14 protein-coding genes, 1 other RNA gene and 5 pseudogenes are annotated in these 22067 nt (G+C 33.3%); 12 read left to right on the top strand and 8 right to left on the bottom strand.

Translation table 11 applies throughout. The features are described from left to right. Positions 1–15: 15 nt before the first annotated feature. The 3 genes and pseudogenes from dnaX to M3L71_RS08630 form a co-directional block, all read right to left on the bottom strand. Entirely contained in the window at positions 16–1599 is a 1584-nt protein-coding gene (dnaX, locus tag M3L71_RS07925) for a DNA polymerase III subunit gamma/tau (RefSeq protein WP_280143590.1), read from the bottom strand. Positions 1600–1615: 16 nt separating this feature from the next. Next, an RNA gene (gene ffs, locus M3L71_RS07930) (signal recognition particle sRNA small type) lies at positions 1616–1714 on the bottom strand. A gap of 184 nt (positions 1715–1898) precedes the next feature. Further along, a pseudogene (locus M3L71_RS08630) lies at positions 1899–2809 on the bottom strand (transposase). 484 nt (positions 2810–3293) lie between these two features. Between M3L71_RS08630 and M3L71_RS07945 the strand changes: the two are divergent. From M3L71_RS07945 to M3L71_RS07955, 3 genes and pseudogenes are all read left to right on the top strand, one after another. Next, a complete protein-coding gene (locus M3L71_RS07945; protein ID WP_280143593.1) occupies positions 3294–3833 on the top strand; it encodes a hypothetical protein in 540 nt (179 codons plus the stop codon). A 328-nt stretch (positions 3834–4161) separates the two neighbouring features. Beyond that, positions 4162–5167 (top strand): annotated as a pseudogene (locus M3L71_RS07950) (IS630 family transposase). After that, positions 5142–5645, top strand: a complete 504-nt coding sequence (locus tag M3L71_RS07955) for a hypothetical protein (RefSeq protein ID WP_280143594.1) — start codon at positions 5142–5144, stop codon at positions 5643–5645. Before M3L71_RS07950 ends, M3L71_RS07955 begins: the two are co-directional and overlap by 26 nt. 100 nt (positions 5646–5745) lie before the next feature. Here M3L71_RS07955 and M3L71_RS07960 read toward each other — a convergent pair. Further along, positions 5746–6606 (bottom strand): annotated as a pseudogene (locus M3L71_RS07960) (IS630 family transposase). A 263-nt stretch (positions 6607–6869) separates the two neighbouring features. On the opposite strand from M3L71_RS07960, the gene recR reads away from it, so the two are divergent. The 7 genes from recR to M3L71_RS07995 all read left to right on the top strand — a co-directional run bounded on the left by recR (position 6870) and on the right by M3L71_RS07995 (position 15433). Then, entirely contained in the window at positions 6870–7469 is a 600-nt protein-coding gene (gene recR / locus M3L71_RS07965; protein ID WP_410543497.1) for a recombination mediator RecR, read from the top strand. Positions 7470–7472: 3 nt separating this feature from the next. After that, positions 7473–8675, top strand: coding sequence for a KAP family P-loop NTPase fold protein (locus M3L71_RS07970; protein WP_280143596.1), 1203 nt, complete (start codon positions 7473–7475; stop codon positions 8673–8675). Positions 8676–8823: 148 nt separating this feature from the next. Next, complete coding sequence (gene htpG, locus M3L71_RS07975; RefSeq protein ID WP_280144190.1) at positions 8824–10728, top strand: molecular chaperone HtpG; 1905 nt, start codon at positions 8824–8826, stop codon at positions 10726–10728. Positions 10729–10781: 53 nt separating this feature from the next. Then, positions 10782–13475, top strand: a complete 2694-nt coding sequence (locus M3L71_RS07980; RefSeq protein WP_280143597.1) for an ankyrin repeat domain-containing protein — start codon at positions 10782–10784, stop codon at positions 13473–13475. Positions 13476–13625: 150 nt separating this feature from the next. Continuing rightward, on the top strand, positions 13626–14804 hold the full coding sequence (locus tag M3L71_RS07985) for an ankyrin repeat domain-containing protein (protein WP_280143598.1): 1179 nt from the start codon (positions 13626–13628) through the stop codon (positions 14802–14804). Then, the gene (locus M3L71_RS07990) at positions 14791–14964 is read left to right on the top strand and encodes an ankyrin repeat domain-containing protein (RefSeq protein WP_280143599.1); all 174 of its coding nucleotides are present in this window, start codon (positions 14791–14793) and stop codon (positions 14962–14964) included. The genes M3L71_RS07985 and M3L71_RS07990 overlap by 14 nt, the downstream gene beginning before the upstream one ends. Then, positions 14933–15433 (top strand): TomO hydrophobic C-terminal domain-containing protein, encoded by a 501-nt coding sequence (locus M3L71_RS07995; protein WP_280143600.1) that lies wholly within the window; start codon positions 14933–14935, stop codon positions 15431–15433. Before M3L71_RS07990 ends, M3L71_RS07995 begins: the two co-directional genes overlap by 32 nt. Here M3L71_RS07995 and M3L71_RS08000 read toward each other — a convergent pair. After that, a pseudogene (locus M3L71_RS08000) lies at positions 15341–16344 on the bottom strand (IS630 family transposase). The gene M3L71_RS07995 and the pseudogene M3L71_RS08000 overlap by 93 nt on opposite strands. 76 nt (positions 16345–16420) lie before the next feature. Between M3L71_RS08000 and M3L71_RS08635 the strand changes: the two are divergent. Together M3L71_RS08635 and hemA are read left to right on the top strand one after the other, a co-directional pair. Further along, positions 16421–16561 carry a TomO hydrophobic C-terminal domain-containing protein gene (locus M3L71_RS08635; RefSeq protein ID WP_458695204.1) on the top strand — a complete coding sequence of 47 codons (141 nt, stop codon included), beginning with the start codon at positions 16421–16423 and terminating at the stop codon, positions 16559–16561. A gap of 64 nt (positions 16562–16625) precedes the next feature. Next, positions 16626–17822, top strand: coding sequence for a 5-aminolevulinate synthase (hemA, locus tag M3L71_RS08005; RefSeq protein WP_280143601.1), 1197 nt, complete (start codon positions 16626–16628; stop codon positions 17820–17822). A 314-nt stretch (positions 17823–18136) separates the two neighbouring features. Here hemA and M3L71_RS08010 read toward each other — a convergent pair. The 3 genes and pseudogenes from M3L71_RS08010 to M3L71_RS08020 all read right to left on the bottom strand — a co-directional run bounded on the left by M3L71_RS08010 (position 18137) and on the right by M3L71_RS08020 (position 22004). Continuing rightward, positions 18137–19210 (bottom strand): annotated as a pseudogene (locus M3L71_RS08010) (IS3 family transposase). 369 nt (positions 19211–19579) lie between these two features. Beyond that, the gene (locus M3L71_RS08015) at positions 19580–19864 is read right to left on the bottom strand and encodes a hypothetical protein (RefSeq protein ID WP_280143602.1); all 285 of its coding nucleotides are present in this window, start codon (positions 19862–19864) and stop codon (positions 19580–19582) included. A gap of 115 nt (positions 19865–19979) precedes the next feature. Further along, positions 19980–22004, bottom strand: a complete 2025-nt coding sequence (locus tag M3L71_RS08020; RefSeq protein ID WP_280143603.1) for a ComEC/Rec2 family competence protein — start codon at positions 22002–22004, stop codon at positions 19980–19982. Between the last annotated feature and the right edge of the window lie 63 nt (positions 22005–22067).

A 22067-nucleotide genomic window follows, 5' to 3' on the forward strand; every position in this document is an offset into this window, starting at 1 on the left:
ACTAAAATCCACAACCTACTCCTTATTTTCTATATTAACTACCTTTGCACCTTTAAACGTATTTAATATATCCTTAACTACAGGTGTATAATTTAAATTGCTCACTTCCCTATTCATATAACCCGTATCAACTATAATAACCCACTCCTGATTAGTAGCTTGATTTAAGTAACTTTTCAAGTCATTACAAAAATTATTGTTCAAGTTAGATACAGCTTTTAATTTTAAATACCCAAATTTACAATCTATTAATTGTAGATTACTACACAGTTGTTTGTAAAGATAAATTTGGTTACTCCGCCTTAATAGTTGCAAAATCTTATCAAAATCGTAATTTTGTTGTTTATTTTTCACATGGATCCCAGTGTCGCGCACTGGGATGACAGAGTGGGGTTTTTCCACATATTTTTTTGGATCCGAGTAGTCAGCTACTTGGATGACAGAGGGAGAAGGTGCAACAGGTCTGCCCTGTCTATTTCCTTGCTCTACATTCTGTGAAAGAATTTTTTTGATCACCTGTTCCGGAGAAGGCAAATCAGAAAGATAACAAAGGCTAATTAACATCATTTCAGCAGCAACCTCATTGCATGTTGAAATTTTTATATCTTGAATACCCTTAAGCAGCACCTTCCACAATCTCGAAAAAAATATTAAAGACTTTTTTGCACTCAAATCTTTTACTCTGCTCTTCTCATATTCTGTATCAATCTCTTTTGTAATTAAAAAACGGCATATTAACTGGATTGTTTGCAGCAGATCTTCAAAAATATTGAGCGGATTTGCTGTTTTTACCACATTGTCGAATACTAACAAAGCCTTCTGTAAATCACTATCTAATACTGCTTCCAGTAGATCAAATATAACGTTTCTATCTACTAGACCAAGTATGTCTGTAACACTTTGAGTGGATATTGTACCATCTTTGCTATATAGCACTGCTTGATTCATCAAAAATAAAGCGTTACGCATTGAATTGCTACAGTGGTGAGCAATTAATTCCGATGCTTCTTTTTCAATAAAATAATTTTCTTTTTGTGCAATATCATTTAAACGCTCCATTATCTTAGCTGAAGGAATGTTATGTAAGTCAAACCTTTGACAACGTGCAATAACAGTTATTGGTATCTTTTTTATTTCTGTAGTTGCTAGAATAAACTTTACGCTAGATGGTGGTTCTTCTAGAGTTTTAAGTAATGCATTAAATGCATTACTGGATAACATGTGTACTTCATCTATAATGTAAACTTTAAATTTAGAACTTATTGGTAAATAGCAAATATCTCCCAAGATCGCTCTAACATCCTCAACACTAGTGTGACTTGCCGCATCGATTTCAACTACATCTGGATGGCTTGAATTTTTTATTGCCAGACAACTTGTACATGATCCACAAGGTTCAAAAGTTGGCCCCAATGAGCAGTTCAAACATAAAGCTATTATTCTTGCAGTGGTGGTTTTACCAATTCCACTGCTACCAGAAAGCAGTATAGATTGTGGAATTTTGTTGAGAGTAAAAGCATTTTCTAGTATACGCACCAATATATCTTGACCTACTAAATCTTTAAAGCTACTAGGACGATATTTTAATGCTATGTTCATAGCCTAGAATAAAACAAATAGTACAAATAGGTATGCAACCCAAAAAGATTCTGATATGGTTGCTTCATTTCTGACCTGACCAAGTTACAGAATTTTTGCCTGCATACCTTATCAAAGGTTATACTTTTTTTTTTTTTTAGCAAGGTATATTCTATATTAGTCTTATAATTTATATGTTAGACCTTTTGCAACATTACTTTGGAGTAAACAGCTGTTACCTAAAATACTCTTCTTCTGTCATCCCAGTCTGGGATGGCTTTGTTGCATAGCACCTTAAGCAGTGATGGTTTACGACAAATTCATGTAATGATTTCAAATTTAGCCATACCAATATCAGTGAATTTATTAAGCAAATAGCATTTAGTTCTTTTTCTCGATTTATCTCAGATTTATTCCTAAACAAATACTTGCTTCAACCTTGAGAAAAATCCTTCTATGTAAGATCTTTTTCCATAAATTGCTTCCTTTTTCCACTCTTTTACACCATCTTGTCCATATAATTTTATTAACCTAATAGCAGCATTTCTGTCAGACATATAATCTATTTTTGAATGTTCTGCTGCATCCTTTTTTGGTAGAACTTTTGTCTTTATATCGTATTTCTTACACAATTTATAAAGTTTTTGCCTATCGTATGCCCTATCTGCATATAATGCTTTTATGGCATGCTGAAAATTAACTTCTTCAAGCAAATCGCAAGTGGTCAGAGTAGACGCCATTACTGTATCTTGCAGCTATGGCTTTTTTACTATTCACACTTAACATAACATGTAACTTTCTTACTTGCTCGTAGCTTCGGTACTTTCTATCTTCACTGTTTTCCTTACTTTGGCCAGGAGTGTTACTGTAAATTTGTGCTATCTATGATAATTTCAATATTTTCCATGTTGCTTTGATCAATCCTGCAATCATTTATCTTAATATTAAGTTTTTTTTTGATGCTTGTGAATAGCTGCAAATTTTTTCCTATTTGTTGCAGATATCCTTTTATAAACCCGACTGTTTGTCTTAAACCAATTCTAAAGAAACTGACGATTATATGAACTAAAATCACAACTTTATCACTATAAATATAGTTGCCGCCCTGCATTTTTGGACTATTTTCATACCAATTTTCGATAGCTTCATCGATGTAACGAAAAATATCCCCCCTTTTTTCAAGGAATTTGTTATATTCGTTTTGGTTACTGACTTTCATTTTCTGTGGCATATTTTTTCTTCAACAGTTAAATGGCTGTTTTATTTTGAAACTTGTTTGAGAAACGTAGCTATAAAAACCGCAGGTACCAGTTGGTTTTTATCAGCTAAAGTAAAGGTAAAATATCTGGAATTCTGGACATAAAATCCCCCTGTAAAAAAGATTAGAAAAAAATGCAGCGCACACATGACAGAAATTAAGTATACACTGAAGAATACATTTTTTATGAGTTTAATAAAAAAGGTCTGCAGACGGAGATAGATTTTTGAGCTCAATAAATATCTCTAATTGTTATTATAATCAGATTTAAAATATGCGGAAGTAATTTTTTTAGCTATAAAATAATTCTGTCTTGTAAAAGTTTAACAAGAGAACCAAAAAGTTAGTGTCATAAATATTTTTATCAAAAACTATTTTAAAAAAATTTAAATAGAGTTGAAAAATTTTAAAGATGAGATACCCTAACTGAAATGCAACCCCTGTAAAATAAAGAAATATGAAAGGTGAAATAAACACTGCAGCAAATTTTCACGCAGAAGACCTTGAGTCTAAAAATGCTACAGATCTTGATTGTTTAGCTCACTCTCTAAATTCTTTGAATGCAAAGAGTGCTGAGATTAAAGATAAAAAGAACGATGTGCCTTTTTCCAGTAGAAGAAGCAGCTCGCATGTTTTAGAACTTTTTTCTAGTGAAAATGTTGAGATTAACATTCCAGATGAAACACCTTGTGCCACTCGGAGTGAATCAGGTATAGCTGAACTGTTTAGAGGTATAGCTGGGTTGTTTAAAGGCAGGGGTAGTATGAACATAAACCTTTATCAATCTAAAGTGAAACGTAGCTCTGCAATTGATTACAGTACTACAGAAAGTACAGGGTCACGGCTATTAAATATCTGTGAAGGAGAAGAAGATATCTATTTTGACCAAGAGATTGATTCTCTATATAAAGAGGGCTGTTTGTATGATGCCTTATTGTTGCAAGATAAGAAAAATCAGGACACACCTTTACATTTGGCCATAAAAAAATCGTGCTGATTTTGTAAAAAAGCTTTTGTCTATTCTCAAGGAACCATACTGTTCGAATGAGTTTTACAAGCACAAATATTTTGAACGTAAGCAAGAGAATGAAAAGCCGCTTTCTAAAGTTATTAATACTAAGAACAAAGACGAAAGAGATGTAATTACTCTGGCTATTGAAGGTAATAATTCAAAATGCGTTTCAGTTCTTTTCGACTACTTAACTCGTGAACATATTAACAGAAGGAAAGATGTTGAAAGTGATACCAATTCCCGCTATAGAAAGAACAGATAGAGAATAATGGGGAAAAAGTCATACTAGAGTAAGTGAAATAGCGAGGTATAAATGGCATTAAGGTCAAAACTATTAGACGAAAGAGTTGTAAATTTAGCGAAAGAAATGTTAAAAAAGGTAAGAAATAACGCATATGTTTCAAAAAAGTTACAAGCGGTGATAGCAGGAAAAGAAAGTAGTATAAGCGCTGTGGCAAGAATATGTAAAATTTCAAGGACTGCTTTGACTGAATGGATAAAGCATCTAAAATTTGGTAGAGTAGAAAAATTATTTGCCCCGTTTCAGCGGAGAAGAAAAAGCAAATTAAACAAAAATCAACGTGAGCAAATTGAAATATGGGTAGAAAGAAATCCAAATATTACTATTAAGGAAGTACAAATAAAAATCTCAGAGGAATTTGCCTAAACATCAGCAAATCAACAGTGCACCGTGAGATACAAAGGATGAAATTTTCTTACATAACACCGAGGCCAATGCACCATAAACAAGATAAAAACAAGCAAGAAGAGTTTAAAAGATACTTCAATAAAATAGTCAATTTCCACCCTAAAAGGGAGGTGTTTTTTTTTTGATGAATCACGATTTGGGACTCATTCAAAAATCGGACACGGATGGTTTAAAAGGGGTCAGAACGCAGGTTAAAATGAAAATTGGTAGACAAAATTTCTATATCTAAAGTGCGGTAAATCCAAGAAGTGGTAAGAAAATTAGCCTACTTGCTCCATATGTAAACACTGATTGTATGAATATATTTCTGGAGCAGATGTCGAAAGATTTAGGCACGAAAGAAGCCTTTCTTGTAATGGATTGTGCAAGTTGGCATAGATCAAAAAGTTTGAAAATTCAGGAAAACATTACCATCATATACTTGCCTCCTTATTCACCGGAACTGAATCCTGTTGAAAGGTTGTGGCAATATATCAAATACAATACTTTACGCAATAGTATCTACGATACCATAGGTTTACTTGAAGATGTTTTGTGTAATTTTATTGTCAATATTTCCAGTACTACTATTAAACGAGTTTGTAATGTTTCTTATTTGTTCCGTCAGTAATGGATTTTGGTATGAGTACACACCTCTACACGAAGCTGTGCTTCTTGGCAAGAATGAAGTAATCAAAGAGCTTCTAAAATCAAGAGATATAGATACTGAATTTATGGATAAGGAATCTTGCAAAGCATGTAATTATGCTAATAACAAAGAGGCAATAGAATTGTTTATTAAGCACTATAGTAGTAAAATTAGTGAGTTGCGTATAAAATTAGAAGATAATAATAAAAAACTAGCGCGAATTAAGTGCGTCCTAAACAAAACAAAACTTACTTGCGTATGCTTAGCAGCCTTCGGCTCTTGTTTTAGAATGTATAAAAATTCTCATGACATAATAAATGAAGAAGTGAGTGAAGATATGTTATATTATTCTCTTGAATTGCTCTCCAACACTACAGGTCTAATATTATTTTTTAATTATTTGATCGATACAATACTTTCCAAGTATGAAGAAAAAAATTCTAGTTTGAATAAAGAATAGGACAGTTATGTGGAAGAAAGAAATATGTTGAAAAATAAATTACGTCATTTTCAAAAAGGAAGTACCGTAGTATAGCTCTTTTCATAATAGTCCGGAAAGTTCATAGAAAAGCAGAATCAACAGCATGACGAAAAGATGTGAATAGAGGGATGTTTTTCCTAGCTCTATTTTTTATAGCAAACCAATGATGCTCAATTTTATTGAAATCTGGGGAATACGTAGGAAGATACAAAATTTCAGCACCAACTTCTTTAGCAAGTTCAGTAATCTTATTAGACTTATGAAAAGTAGCATTATCAAGGATAACAGTTTGTCCAGGTTCCAAAATAGGTGTCAAAAACTGCTCAAACCATTTATTAAAGATATCCATATTACAATGGCCCTCAAATGTTAACGGAACAACTATTTTTCTACTATTTAGAGCTGCAATCATGCTAATTCGTTGAGTTTTCTTTCCAGATTTTAGGGCATAAAATCGCTGTCCTTTCTGGAGAATATCCATAGGGATAGTCTTCGGTATTATCAATACCAGATTCATCTATATATACTAAGTTTTGAGGTTCTTTCGTTGCTATAATTTTCAAAAATTCAGCACGTTTTTCTTCATTCCTTTCTTTGTATCCATATGTCTTTTTTTGCGTGTGAGTCCAATTTTTTTAAGAGCTAGATGAATCGTTGGGATACTAACATTACTCCAAAGCTTAGCCATTTCCGATAGAGTTTTTCCACCATGTTTTTTGGCAAATTCAGTAAATTTATTCCAGTCGGTAATTTTATGATTATAACCTCCATTTCCAAGTTTTTTCGACTGAAAATCTCCTGTTTCTTTTTTTCTTTGCTGCCACTCCCATAATGTAGTTCTTCCAATTTTAAATCTTTCTGCTACCGTTTCTCTGCTTTCCCCTTCGTCTAGTACCTCCATTGCTTTTTTTCTTAAATCATAACTATATGCTGCTGGCATACTTACCTTCACTACTATAAACTCTTATTTTAAACCGTTTGGACCATTATGAAAAGAGATATAACTACGCAAATGCGTGAGATAATTTCAGTTATACCTGAATCAGAGTTGGGTTACAGTAGATTGTGATTACATTAATTTTTTCAAGACAGTTCTAAAAAAAAAGTGGGAAATCTTTTTCATAGCCAATCAAACTAAGCTTTCTTTACGAAAGGTTTGATGTTATCATTTTATAAACTATATCCTGAATTTGTTAAATGAACATTAATATAAAGAATTTAGTTCATGCTTTTTCTAAATTGCCAAGTTTAGGTCCATCATCATCACGAAGGTTAGTTATACATTTGCTCCAGAACAAAGAGAGAGTCATGCTACCACTTGCATCTTTGATTAGAGAGCTGGCAGATCTTATAATAGAGTGTAAGATTTGTGGAAACCTAGATACTAAATCGCCGTGTTCTATTTGTACTAACCCAAAGCGTGACACCAAGTTAATGTGTGTAGTAGAAGAATTGGGTGATCTATGGGCACTTGAAAAAGGAAATATATATTCAGGTATGTATCATGTTTTAGGTGGCAGACTATCAGCAATAAATGGCATAGGTCCAAAAGAACTCAATCTTGATAGCATTCCTAAAAGAGTTACAGAATTTAAAATTGAAGAGGTCATTGTTGCAATCAATCCGACATTAGAAGGCCAAGTTACTGTACAATATATAATTGAATTGCTAAAGAATTTGAATGTAAAAATATCGCGCCTTGCTTGTGGTATACCGATGGGTGGAGAAATTGACTACCTAGATGAAGGGACGCTGAAGATAGCGCTTACGTCAAGACAAGAGTATGAGTTAAATATAAAGTAAGGTATGTGCTTAAAAAAACTTACATCCCTAATAACCTTCAGAAAAAAAGAAACGGAACATCTACCCAAGGTAACAACTTGGGAAGGTGATTGCTTAGGCTATAAGCAAGTTGCAAGTAGATTTAGTAATATAATTAAGACAATTGATCAGTCTTTTTCGATCGCATCCTTAGAAGGATATGATAAGTGGGGTAAGACATTTTTTTTGAAAGAATGGGTAAAGGATCTAGAGCAGCAAAATGAAATTGCAGCTTATTACAGCGCATGGGATATTAGTGCGCTAGATCAACCATTGCCTTCTTTTTTGCATTTCTTGTTTGAGGATCTATTTGCATCATACGAAGTAAAAAGAAGTGTTATACAGCAATTTAAAAACATAAACCAAGAACTATTTTCTCTCAATACATTAGGAAAACTAATCAGTAAATCTCCACTCGCTATGCTTTCAGTATTTCTCGATGCTGCAAAAGAGGCTGACAAGAAAGACATAGGTTTTGTCTTGGGTGAATTAAATCTTCTCCAAAGGAGAAAAGAGAACATTAGAGATTTTAAAATACAACTAGCAGATGTGGTTAACAAAATCAGAAAAGGTAAAAACATTTATATAATGGTCGATAATCTTGATATATGCCGTCCTAAATTCATTGTCGATTTTTTAGAATCCATAAAGTACATGCTTGATGTTGAGGGACTGGTTTTCATTATCTCTGTTAGTCAAGATAAAAGTAACGTGCAAAGAGCAATCAGCACAATACTTGGACCAAATTTCAGCCTAAAATCTTTTACTGATCTCTCTTTGCATTTGCCAAAACAGCCAATAGAGAAATTTACAAGAAAGCTGTTTCGAAATATTGAATTGCCGAAAAAATCAAAGAGCCTAATTATAGATAGCTTTATATTTTATGCAGAAAGCTTCTCATTATCATTGCAGGCAATAGAATACTGCGTAAAGAAAATAAAGCTATGTTATGCGAAAATTGATCCGAATTTATTTACATTTTTAGTAATACTACAGTCAGTAAACACTAATTTGTATGAGGAATTATATTCATCACCTCAGAAAGCACTGGAGAAGATTGAGAGCGCTTTGATTCTAAACGGTCAGAAAGAATGGGAAAAGCTTAAAACTTCTCTTGAGACTACTTTTAAAGAAAAAGAATCAAAGACTCACAAATCTTTGAAGCAAATAAGAGATGTCTTATTCTAAGAATAAAGAGAATTGTGGAACAGAACCCTCTTCTTATCATTTCAGCTTGCATGACAATTGGCTCACATAATTTTAGCATATATGACCTTGAAAGATCGCTGTGCAATACTTAAATTATTAGAATAGCAGGCTAATAATGGATCTCAAAATGCACAACATACAAGAAACTGAAAGTTTAAAATTTGACGCTGAAGTAGGCAAAGTACTAAATATAGTAATTCATTCACTTTATACCAATAAGGATATTTTCTTGCGTGAGTTAATATCAAATGCATCAGATGCATGTGATAAATTGCGCTATGAATCACAATTAAATGCTGATTTATTAGATTCAAGTGATGAGTTGAAGATTACTATTAGCTCCAGTAAAGATAAGAATGAGCTGTATATAACCGACAATGGAATTGGCATGAACAGGCAAGATTTAATAGATAATCTTGGCACGATTGCAAGTTCTGGTACGCAAAAATTCTTGGATGCAATTAAGAATAATAAAGATTCGAGCCAAGCTGTAGAGCTGATTGGAAAGTTTGGTGTTGGTTTTTATTCAAGCTTCATGGTTGCTTCAGAAGTTATAGTAGAATCAAGGAAAGCCGGAGAAGAAGAGTCTTGGGTGTGGAAATCTAAAGGAGATGGAGAGTATTCAATCAGCAAATTAGATGGTCAAATCTCTCGTGGCACAAAAATTACGCTCATCATGCGTCCTGAAGAAAGCGAATTTTTAGACAAATTCCGTATTGAAAACATTGTTACTACTTACTCTGACCACATAAATTTTCCCGTTGAGTTTGTAAATGAAGAGGGAAAAAGTGAAAAATTAAACAGCAAAGCTGCAATTTGGACTAAGCCAAAAAATGACGTTACTCAAGAAGAGCACAACGACTTCTTCCGCGGTGTTGCCCATGTAGGTGGTGAGCCTTGGATGATACTGCATAATAAAAATGAAGGTGCAATAGAATATACGAATTTGCTTTATATTCCTTCTATCAAGCCTTATGATTTGTTTCATCCAGATAGACGCTGCTCTGTAAAGTTATATGTCAATAAAGTATTTATTACTGAAGATAATGTACAAATTATACCACAATACCTGCGTTTCTTGAAAGGTGTGGTTGATTCACCAGATTTGCCTCTTAACATCAGCAGAGAAACACTGCAGAATAATCGCGTTGTTGAGCAGATTAGGAAATCCCTAACTAAACGCGCGGTATCAGAGCTCGGCAAAAAAGCAAAAGATAATTTAGAGGAATACACAAAATTCTGGGGCAATTTTGGTGCGGTGTTAAAAGAAGGTCTTTGCGAAGCTATGCCAACTGATGAAAGAGAAGCATTGCTTTCCATTTGCAGATTTCATAGCACCAGTGATGATAAGCTAGTTAGTATTGATGATTATATAAGCAGAATGAAGCCTGAACAGGAACATATCTACTATCTCACAGGAAATAGTCTCGATTCAGTAAAAAACAGTCCACAACTTGAAGGATTCGTCAGCAAAGGATTGGAAGTGCTTCTATTTGTTGATCCAGTTGATGATTTCTGGACTAGCGTGATTCATGAATATAAAGATCAAAAATTTAAATCTGTAACTCGTGCTGATGTTGATTTAGAAAAATTCTCTTCAGAAAAAGGTAAGAAAGATGAAGAAAATAAATCAGATGAAAACAAAAGCGAAGAAAACGCGGATTCTATACTCGAATACTTCACCAAGGTTCTTGGAAGCTTAGTAAAAAGTGTAAAGATCTCTAAGAAATTAACCGATAGTCCTGTGTGTCTAGCAGTTGATGAAGGAACTATGGATCTTCGTATGGAGCGTTTTTTACGTGAACAGAAGCAGCTAAATTACCGCACGCCAAAAGTACTTGAAATTAACATTAAGCATCCTTTGATAAGAAACATAATGGAATCTCACGCTGAAAATGGTGAAAATCCAACACTTGGAGATATGATTTACTTATTGTTCTATCAAGCTTGTATAGTGGAAGGTGAAGAGATGGAAGACGTAAGTCTATTTGCTAAAAGACTCAATAATTTGCTTGGCAAAATTTCTGTTTAATGTTATAATTAACAATACTATAATTAATTTAGCTAATCTTCAGGGGGTAAATCATGGGTGGTTGTAATTTACTTGGTGAGCTCGTGCCGCCAACAACAAATCATGCAGAAGAAAAAGAGCGTCTCCATTACAGAGATTCAGGCAATTGTTCAGAGGTTGAGGAAGGACAAAATACTAACAGAGCAATTGAATTGGAATTTCAGCTAACACAATCTTTGCTAAGTCAAGTAAAGGCAGGTGAGAATAATAGGTATGCAAATTCTGGCAAGCAAGCACGACTTGATTTGGAAAGAATCTCTTTTGTAATTAATGGGAAAGAAATAACCAGCGATAATGTTCAAAGTTTATATTGCAAGCTCGATCAATTAATTTCGGGTGAAAATGCAAATTACCGCCTTTTTGCTAAGCAAGTTTTCACAGAAATCTTTGAATATGCTAAGGCAGAAATTCCAAATGACAATATATTAGAAGAGTTAATTACTAATTGCAATCAGGCTGGGTATGATGGCTCTTTGTTCACGCAGCTCTATCATATATTCTCTAATCATCAACTAACATTGCTTAGTCCCAAAGATAGAAAGATAAGTATTGTATGTAATAGCCAAGGTTCTCTCGATATTCAGTATTGTACAAGTATCGCTGTTCGAGAACTTGATACGAATAAGAAAATATGCAGGGTTGATGCTATTTTAGAGTTCACCCTTGAGTTTCGAGATAGTAAGGTAGAGTATGAAAACGGCAAAGTAAAGTTTGCCATTCCTGAACAATTAAAGAATTACAAAGATGATGGCAAAAGTTTGTCAGGTGAAATAAGTAGGTATTTCAAAGATGAGGATAATAGAATTATAGAGACTCTTGAGAAAAATATGAATGAAGGACCCAGGTCATTTGCTGCTGAAGACTTGTCTATTACTGAGAGTTCATCTGATAGTAGTGAAGTAGCAAACAAAGTAGTTACTCATCCAGGCATTTTAGGTAATGTTGCGAATTTATTGCTAAGTGTTGCAGAAGTTGTATCAGTTGTAGTACCAGAGTTATTGTGGCCTAAATATCAGGTTAATATAGAACCAAGGCATAATGAAGAAGAATTTGCCATTATCCCTGAAAATTTAACCTTTGATGAATTAATGGACATTATAAATAAAGCAAAAAATTATGGTGATTACACAGGTTTAGATAAAAATATAAATAATAAAGAGGAAAGCGTCAGATTTATTACTCATTTGAATTGTGGTAATTTGAAGGATTTTTTCTCTCAACATCTTAATTTGACTGATCATATGCACAATGTGCTGTTGAGTCATAGACATGATGAAACAAATGGTTATTATAATTATTCAGTAAAAGAGCTTTCACTACTAGCCATTGCAGCTGATGACACACTTGTGCAAAGGTATGTAAAAGACTATGTAAAAGAACATAAAACTATATTATTTAAGCAAGATGAAGATCTCGATAGGCTACTTATTGGTGTTGGTGGACAGCGCTATACTCAGCTTTTATTAGAATATTTGGAAAAAGAACGAGTTTCTTATATGCCTTGGTATACCATATGTCAAAAACTTCAAAGGGCGTTGTATATTGGTAATCAAGAATGCGTGAAAGCGGTATTAGATAAATTTAAAGATACTGAACCCATCTGTATGATTGATGGTCTGAAACACAAATTTTTGCACTATGCTATACAACTAGATTTTATAGATGTAGCAAAGGCTATTATTGATCATAAAATTATTGCTGATATTAATATTATAGATCATTATGGAAGTGCACCTTTGCATCATGCTTCACTACGTAATAATTTAGAATTAGTGGGCTTGCTTATTCGAAATGGCGCTGAGATTGATATTCAAGATCTGAGCCGTGGCAGAACATCTTTACATTTGGCTGCTTGCGGTGATAAATTTGAAATAGTAAAATTACTTGCAAACAAGGGAGCTGATTGGAAAATTAAAGATAAAGATGGCAAAACAGCTTTAGATCTGGTACTAGAGAAAAGTTTACGTCCTTCAAGCAAAGGAAACAGGGAAAAATCTTCTAATGAATTAGAAATCACAAAATTTCTTCGAGGTTTAGATGATAAAACACCTTTGCATTTAAATATTAAAAAAGATCCAGAATCCAAAAATATTGATAATCAACAGCCCCAAAGAAACATTGTTGATAAAGTAGAGAATATTATGAATAATGAAGAGGCTTCAATAGAAGAAGCTATAGGTAATAATTGTGAGGAGGGTAAAATGCCTGGAAATGAAAAAATTATAGGAGAAGGTCATGAAACAAGAATATCTGTAATTGACACAGTGGAAGCTGAAGCAACAGCTAATGGTACTGTTTCTAGTAATTCTGTTCCTTGTACTTTAGGAGTAGAATTAACAAGTGATGATGAAGATCTTAATAATGATATTAACGTTAATCAACCTACTGAGCATGTAGAACAAGTTGCTAACGGAAATCGACAGCCAAAAACAGAATTGCCAAGAATTAATGAGCAAAGCAGCAAAAGTGGCCTCAAAAAAAATCCACAAAATACAAAGAAGTATGTTGTAGCTGCTTCTGCGCTTGCAATAGCCGGTATTGTTTCAGGGGTGGCTGTTGCAGTTTACTTGGAAATGTTAGCGGTAGGAATAGCAGTTGCAGCTTGTTGTCTTATTGCAGCTACAGTTACATACTGCTGTAGACCTAAAAGCTTAATTGAGAATGGTGAGCCTGCAGAGATTGTGTTCAAGGAAAGGTCTGTATACTAAATATAGTAGTCTATTATTTAATAATTTATTATAATTATATTGATTGTTAATAGATAAAAACTTGGTGTACTACGAAGAGGTGCTTGCTAAGTTGACAAAATTGCCACTTAATGCTACACTTAGCTTAGCTACTAATTAGTGAGGGAAAACATGTTAGGTTCAGATTTTGTATCACAGGAATCAAACAAAATTTTAAAGAAATCAGATTCTAGGGATTCGGGAACTGAAGAAGGGTTTGAAATTTTAGAACGAGAGGAAAAAGAACGCCTTCGTTCTGAGGATTCAGGTAATGAAAGTCAAGAGGAATCTGGCGTTAATAATTCTGATAGTAAATCTAGTGCAGTAACTACGTTAGAATTTCAGCTAACACAATCTCTGCTGGGTCAAGTAAAGGCAGATGAGAATAATGAAGATGTAAAGTCTGGTAACACAGCTTATCAAGACCTATATAGAACGGATTTTTTTGTAATCAATGATCGCACTATAGATAATAGTTTAATTAAAGGATTATATGATAAATATAATGAGGGAAATGATAAACGTCTGTTTGCAAAGTATGTTTTTACGGAAATTTTTAAACATGCTAAAGTAGAGGTTCCGAATGATTCCCTCATAGAGGAATTAACTACAAGTTGTAATCAAGCGGGGTATATGTCTTTCCTTGCTATCCGAATGCATAGTATATTAATAAAATATCAGGTACTTTCTAGCGATTCTTACAAGAAGATCATGTACATCGATTGTTTTGATGAGAATTATGTACGCATTAACTATAAGTCATCAATGGTGGTACGCAATTCTTATAACCCAGAAAAGAAGATATGTGAATTAGACAGTTTACTTAGATTCACACTTAAATTTCATAAGGGTGAAGTAGAGTATGAAAATGGTAAAGTAACACTTATCATTCCTGAGGAATTAAAAGCTGGTAGGGAAAGTTTACTAGACGATATTAATGAACGTTTCACAGATTATGATGATGATGGATTTATTCATTTACACGTTGCAGCACAAGAAGGTAATGTTGAGCTTGGCAGGCGTTTACTAGAATGTGGTGCAAATATTGAGATTAAATCAAAAACAAAAGTAGGTGGTGACACTGCACTTCATTTAGCTGCTAGAAATGGTCATAAAGATTTTGTGAAGCTTTTACTTGATAGCGGTGCAAATGTTAACTCAGTGAGCAGTACAGGCAGCAGAGTAACTCCTTTACATGAAGCAGCGTACGATGGACATTTAGATGTTGCGGAATTGCTAATAGATCGTGGCGCAACAGTTGATGCTAAAGAACGATATAATCTTACTCCTTTGATGTATGCTTCTGCATAAGGTAATTCGGCAATGGTGGAATTACTTTAAAAAAAAGGCAGATCTTTATTTACAACATCATAATGGTGAAACTGCATTGCACTTAGCTGCTGATAATGGTCATTCTGATGTAGTTGCCATTTTGATAGGTGCAGCAAAAGATAAAAAAAAAGTATGTTAATACACAAAGTAGGGATATTGGTACTGCGCTACATGTTATAGCTTATAATCGAAAAATAAATGAAGGGCATAAAAAATCTGCAAAATTGATAATAGACAATGGTACAAGCCCCTATTTAGAAAACGATCCAATTATTAATAAACCATCAGATACTCTTTTGAAAGGAAGCTATTTAGATATGGCAAAAAAACGAGGAAATAAGGGATTTTTGGAATTTATGTCATCTTTAGGCTATTCAGCAACCGTACCAAGCAATTCAAAGAATGATCCACAAAACACAAAAAAGTATGTCGTAGCTGCTTCTGCGCTTGCAATAACTGTTATTGCCTTAGGAGCAGCTGTTGCAGTTTACTTGGAAATGTTATACCAAAATCCATTACTGACGGAACAAATAAGAAACATTACAAACTCGTTTAATAGTAGTACTGGAAATATTGACAATAAAATTACACAAAACATCTTCAAGTAAACCTATGGTATCGTAGATACTATTGCGTAAAGTATTGTATTTGATATATTGCCACAACCTTTCAACAGGATTCAGTTCCGGTGAATAAGGAGGCAAGTATATGATGGTAATGTTTTCCTGAATTTTCAAACTTTTTGATCTATGCCAACTTGCACAATCCATTACAAGAAAGGCTTCTTTCGTGCCTAAATCTTTCGACATCTGCTCCAGAAATATATTCATACAATCAGTGTTTACATATGGAGCAAGTAGGCTAATTTTCTTACCACTTCTTGGATTTACCGCACTTTAGATATAGAAATTTTGTCTACCAATTTTCATTTTAACCTGCGTTCTGACCCCTTTTAAACCATCCGTGTCCGATTTTTGAATGAGTCCCAAATCGTGATTCATCAAAAAAACACCTCCCTTTTAGGGTGGAAATTGACTATTTTATTGAAGTATCTTTTAAACTCTTCTTGCTTGTTTTTATCTTGTTTATGGTGCATTGGCCTCGGTGTTATGTAAGAAAATTTCATCCTTTGTATCTCACGGTGCACTGTTGATTTGCTGATGTTTAGGGCAAATTCCTCTGAGATTTTTATTTGTACTTCCTTAATAGTAATATTTGGATTTCTTTCTACCCATATTTCAATTTGCTCACGTTGATTTTTGTTTAATTTGCTTTTTCTTCTCCGCTGAAACGGTGCAAATAATTTTTCTACTCTACCAAATTTTAGATGCTTTATCCATTCAGTCAAAGCAGTCCTTGAAATTTTACATATTCTTGCCACAGCGCTTATACTACTTTCTTTTCCTGCTATCACCGCTTGTAACTTTTTTGAAACATATGCGTTATTTCTTACCTTTTTTAACATTTCTTTCGCTAAATTTACAACTCTTTCGTCTAATAGTTTTGACCTTAATGCCATTTATACCTCGCTATTTCACTTACTCTAGTATGACTTTTTCCCCATTATTCTCTATCTGTTCTTTCTATAGCGGGAATTGGTATTAGCAATAGGAATAGCAGTTGCAGTTTGTTGTCTTATTGCAGCTACAATTACGTACTGCTATAGGCCTAAAAGCTTAGTTGAGGATAATCAGGTCAAAAAGGTTATGCAGACAGAAGAATGTCAGTCTAAGTAATAAATATAGTAGTCTATCATTTAATAATTTATTATAATTATATTGATTATTAATAGATAAAAACTTGGTAGACTACGAAAAAATATTCTTAAATAAAATCAAAGATATAAAAGAAGAAGGGCGCTATCGTGAATTTACGCATTTTGCGTCATTACCTGGCAAACTTCCCTATATTATGGATTATGAAAGAAATAGAGAGGTTATTGTCTGGTGCAGTAATAATTATCTGGGAATGTCACAAAACGATAGTGTCATTGCTGCTATTCAAAATTCATCTCTTGGTGCTGGAGGAACAAGAAATATATCAGGTACAACAAAGGAAGTTGTTGAGCTCGAGAAATCTTTGGCTGACTTGCATAAAAAAGAAGCTGCTTTAACTTTTGCTTGTGGCTATCTTGCCAACCAAACTACACTTAGTACTTTATCGTCTGTTATTCCGGGCGTGGTAATTTTTTCAGATGAGAAAAACCATTCTTCAATGATAGAAGGTATAAAATCAGGAAAAAGACCGAAGCACATATTTAGGCATAATGATGTTGATCACTTAGAGCAGTTGCTAAAGTCTATAGATATAAAAACGCCGAAAATAATAGCACTTGAATCTGTATACTCAATGGATGGTGATGTAGCACCGCTTGAAGCGATATGTGATCTAGCAGATCAGTATAATGCAATTACCTATTTGGATGAGGTACACGCAGTTGGCATGTATGGACCGCGCGGTGGCGGAATTGCAGAAAGAGAAGGTTTGATGGATAGAATAACTGTTATTCAGGGTACATTATCAAAGGCTTTTGGAGTGATGGGTGGATATATAGCGTCTTCAAAGAGCTTGGTGGATGTAATAAGAAGTTCAGCCCCAGGATTTATTTTTACTACTGCTATGTCGCCCGTTTTAGCAGCAGCAGCAAAGGCAAGCGTTGAGCATCTAAAATCAAGCAACATTGAAAGAGAAAAGCAGAAGCAGGTGGTTGAGAAAGTAAAAGACTCACTGAGAAATGCAGGAGTGAATTTTATGCAAACAGAAACTCATATAATTCCAATCATAATTGGCGATCCTGAGTTGTCCAAAAAAGCATCAAAATTGTTATTTGATGAGTATGGAATATATGTACAACATATAAATTACCCAACAGTTTCAAAGGGGAATGAGCGCTTCCGTATTACTCCTACGCCTTACCATACAAATGAAATGATAGAGCATTTAACAAAATCTCTTGTAAAAGTTTTTGAGAAATTGTCTGTTTGTGTCTGTTGTTGAGTTTAAAGTTGCCAAGAATAAGGTATCTATTTAAAAGCATGGTTAATGTACAAAATCAGTGCTTTATTTCTTATCATGAAAGTAGCTAACACTGGGATCTATAGCTCACACAGGTAAAGTTTACTCTTTTGTCATCCTATGGCTTGACCATAGGATCCAGTCTAAACAATCTGGATTCTAGTGTCACGTGCTGGAATGACACTTTATAGTGCACCCATTTGTCTAGACCATTTTTTTAAAGTGATCCGATTTTTAAAATGAATATGTTGATAAATACGTCGACACACATTTAAAGTATTTATCAATATATTCATTTACTGTTTATGATAATAAAGATCAGCAGGAACTTTATAATTTAGAGTCTGATGTAGCCTTCTATAGTTATACCAACCAACAAAGTCATTTATTATAAGATTCAAATCTCTGATACTATTTGGTCTATAATAATATATAGCTTCTTGCTTTAAAGTTCTCCATAAGCGCTCAACAAATATATTGTCGAAGCAACGTCCTTTATGGTCCATACTGATTTTAATATTAGCATGCTCTAATTCCGTAATAAAGTTGTAGCAAGTAAACTGTACCCCTTGATCACTATTAAAAATCTCATGTTTACCTTGTTTTAGAGCTTCTTTGAGAGTATAAAGGCAAAATCCAGCATCGAGATATGGTGATAATGAATGAGCAATAATATAGCGACTATACAAGTCCATTATTGCCACAAAATAGACAAACTTACCTTCTACCATAATATATGTTATATCAGTAGCCCATACCTGATTAACTCTACAAATAATCAAATCTTTGAGTAGATAAGGATATATTTTATGCTTTTTTCTTTAATACTTGTATTACATCTTTTTCTACAATACAGCCCACTAATCTTCATTTTTTTCATAATTCTTAAGATTTTTTTGCGATTGACTACTACCCCACTCGCTATGATTTCAGCAGTAATTTTACGATATCCATAACGGCAATCAGAAGCCAAATATACTTCTTGAATCAAATTTGCTACTTCACTTTCGTTATTAATTATAGGCCTATAATATAGGCTAGATCTGCAAATCCCCAATAAATCAGCATGTTTCCTAATTGACAGATCAGAATCTTTTTCTATAAACCTTACTCTATCTTTTTGCTTATTTCAGTAATTTTTTTTTCAAATAGCTATTTTCCACTGTCAATTCTCCTATTACTTTATGTAAACTTTCTATTTCTTGCGCTAAGATTCTTTGTTTTCTCGCACTTTCACTTTCTTCAACAAATAGGTCTTTTAACCTTGCCAATACTCTATCACGCCAATCATATAGATTTGTTGATGGTATTTTATATTCACTACATATCTCAGCTGTGCTTTTTTGATTTTTTATTGCTTCCAAAGCTATCTTTGCTTTTAACTCTGGTTCATATTTTTTTTTGTTGCCATTCTTTTACCCCTTTACCTTCCTACTCGGATCAACCATTTTTTTGTCTAGTTTATGGGGTGCGTTATAATCTATTTTGTATTAACGCACCAACTATAATTACAGCACTAATTACATATGGTATGGTAAGAAAAATGTCCTTATTTTTATTCTCTTGTATTTGATTATCTAATATTTTTTTCTTATTTTCAGAAATTGGCAAAACTATTGAAAAGTTTGCTTTTTGCGATCTATAAGACTTAAATTTGGTTTTATCTCTATTTTCAGAGCATTTTCAGCGATTTCACTCATCTCGTTGTCTTTGCCACCTCTAATTTTATTATTTATTAATTACTCTATCAACTTTTCTCCTTCTTTTATCTCCTGCTTATGCATATATCTCATAGCAGAAGAGGCTACAAAAGTTGTTAAAAGAATAATAGAAACCAAAGTGTAAATTGGCATGAATGTTGGGTTAAAAATATCTGTAATAAACCTTAGATCATTATGGGTTATTATTATTGCAGCTACATAAGCCAAAGAAAATTGAAGCCAAATATTTACAGTCGCTATGGGTAGAGTGTTACTTACAGAATATTTCTTTGTTGCACGCCATAACCTAGGAAAAAAAACCAACAGCATCATCTATTTTGGCAAAATTATGATCTACTTTAACATTGAAAGGATTTGTTGTATCTAAAGGCATAAATTTCCTCACATCCTAATTAAGTAATTATATATAAATGATACTTTAAAAACAAGTTTTTGGCTTATGCCAAGGACGATTAGAACGCACTTTACTAACCTTTATACCACTATCTGTTAGCCAAACAGAGTGTGTGCCATATTCCTCTAAGTCAGCGTATTTGATGATTTTAGTATTGCAAGCTGGATAGTTAAACTTGCTTAACTGAATTACTAGATCGACATTGTTACAATTTTCTAAAATATCTTCTCTTTTGTGAGATAGCAACACTGACTTATTATTTCCTTTATTATATATACAGTCATAATCATTACATTTTAGCCTTTTGTTTGAATTGCTGAATTTAGTATGATTCACAATTTGATTCTGCCCGTTTTGCTTTGCCCACGTTTTGACAACAAAATTTCTGTTTTTTCTAGTAAGGGAATATAGTAAATTGTCATCTTCTTTTACAGCAAGATTATCAGCACTGACTAGAATGTTAGGAGTTGTATACATAGCGCTAGAGAAAATACCTAGCACAACAAAGAAAATTCCAAAGAAACGCCAATTCCTTTCCCACAAGCATAACCATAATAGCCCAAGCGTTGTTATAATAATTAATGAGGCAGGAAAAGTGCGAATAGGAATAACCAAATACTGAAGACTGGCAATTGCGTTTGTTATATATAAAACGCTGTCAATTGGGCGTTCCATGAGAGGCGTTATAATCCACTGAGTACCTAAAGGAATCAATAAAACATAAATTATTCCAAGTGGAATAATAATGAGTGTAACTATTGGTATAGCAATCAAATTTGTGATAATGCCACTGATTGAAAAATAGTTAAAATTGTATATTGTGTACGGAACAGTTGCTAAACTTGCTATGACTGAGCCGATCATTATCGACACAAAATATTTTATTATTTTTATTTTGAATAACTTATTAGCATTGATCTGATAGCTTGCAACTAGTGCCAAAACAGCAGAAAATGACATTTGAAAACCTGGCTTTAAGATTGCTTCTGGCTCCACTATGAGTATCACCGAAGCAGCAAACGCAATTGCTATTAATCCTTGATATTTCCTTTCTATGATTATTGCAACAAGTACCAAGATCACCATGATGTAGGCACGCTGAGCAGAAATTTGCATACCGGTAATCAACAAATAAAAGGTAGTTGGCAAGATAGTAAAGAATGCAGATATTTTTTTAGTGTTATATTTAAGAGTCAAAGTTTCAGATATTGCAAATAAATTACGGAATACTATAAAAAATAGACCAGCAACAAACGATAAATGTAAACCAGATATAGCGAATAAATGTGCTATACCTGAATCTCGTATCGCATTCATAGTTTTTTGATCTATCCCGTCTTTTTTGCCAATTAATAATGCAGAGATTATGTCCGCGTGTGGCTTTTTGGTATTTTGCTGTAGGTTTTCATAGATATATTGACGGAAAGATTCTATATACTCTTGAAATTTTCTTGCTTCAGCCTTTTTGTACAGGACTATTTTGCTTGTTGCAAAGCCTGTTGCACTTATTTTCTGATAATATGCTATTCTTGCAAAATCATATGCATATTCCGAAGGCGCAATTTTTGGAGGAAAGAGTTTTGCTGATAATTTTACTTGATCCCCTATTTTAATGCCTTCTTCCGCTTTGGTTCTAACTGATATTCTGATGCTATCTAACTTAAACTTCGTGTTTTTTATTTCATAAAGCAAAAATTGCTCATACGAGACCTTGTTATTAATATCCTTCACTGTAGCAACAATATCTTTCACATACCTTTCCTTATCAAGAATGTGAGTATTAACTGAATCTGTTCTGAATTTGCTGGCTGTAAATCCTATGAGCACTGCAATTAAAGAAATGCATAATATTGCGTATTTCCTGTATAATATTGCAGTCAGAATTAGTATAGGTGAAAGCAAGAGAAAAATAGATATAGTGAAAGCACAGCTTGGTTCAAAATTTAATGAGAAATAGGTTAAAATTCCTGCACACTGAAAAACAGGGAACCACAATATCAAGTTATATTTTTCATTGCACAGATTGTTATGTATATAATTTACTATCATGTTAAGAAAGGTTAATAGATATATAAATATATGTAATAGTGTGATTTTATTCTTTTATTTATT

The organism is Wolbachia endosymbiont of Frankliniella intonsa (assembly GCF_029856955.1).
GTDB lineage: Bacteria > Pseudomonadota > Alphaproteobacteria > Rickettsiales > Anaplasmataceae > Wolbachia.

Excerpts from the sequence above, each read along its gene's own strand:
- dnaX (WP_280143590.1), bottom strand. The coding sequence starts at position 1,599 with ATGAACATAGCATTAAAATATCGTCCTAGTAGCTTTAAAGATTTAGTA.
- M3L71_RS07945 (WP_280143593.1), top strand. The coding sequence starts at position 3,294 with ATGAAAGGTGAAATAAACACTGCAGCAAATTTTCACGCAGAAGACCTT.
- M3L71_RS07955 (WP_280143594.1), top strand. The coding sequence starts at position 5,142 with ATGTTTCTTATTTGTTCCGTCAGTAATGGATTTTGGTATGAGTACACA.
- M3L71_RS07970 (WP_280143596.1), top strand. The coding sequence starts at position 7,473 with ATGTGCTTAAAAAAACTTACATCCCTAATAACCTTCAGAAAAAAAGAA.
- htpG (WP_280144190.1), top strand. The coding sequence starts at position 8,824 with ATGCACAACATACAAGAAACTGAAAGTTTAAAATTTGACGCTGAAGTA.
- M3L71_RS07980 (WP_280143597.1), top strand. The coding sequence starts at position 10,782 with ATGGGTGGTTGTAATTTACTTGGTGAGCTCGTGCCGCCAACAACAAAT.
- M3L71_RS07985 (WP_280143598.1), top strand. The coding sequence starts at position 13,626 with ATGTTAGGTTCAGATTTTGTATCACAGGAATCAAACAAAATTTTAAAG.
- M3L71_RS07990 (WP_280143599.1), top strand. The coding sequence starts at position 14,791 with ATGCTTCTGCATAAGGTAATTCGGCAATGGTGGAATTACTTTAAAAAA.
- M3L71_RS08020 (WP_280143603.1), bottom strand. The coding sequence starts at position 22,004 with ATGATAGTAAATTATATACATAACAATCTGTGCAATGAAAAATATAAC.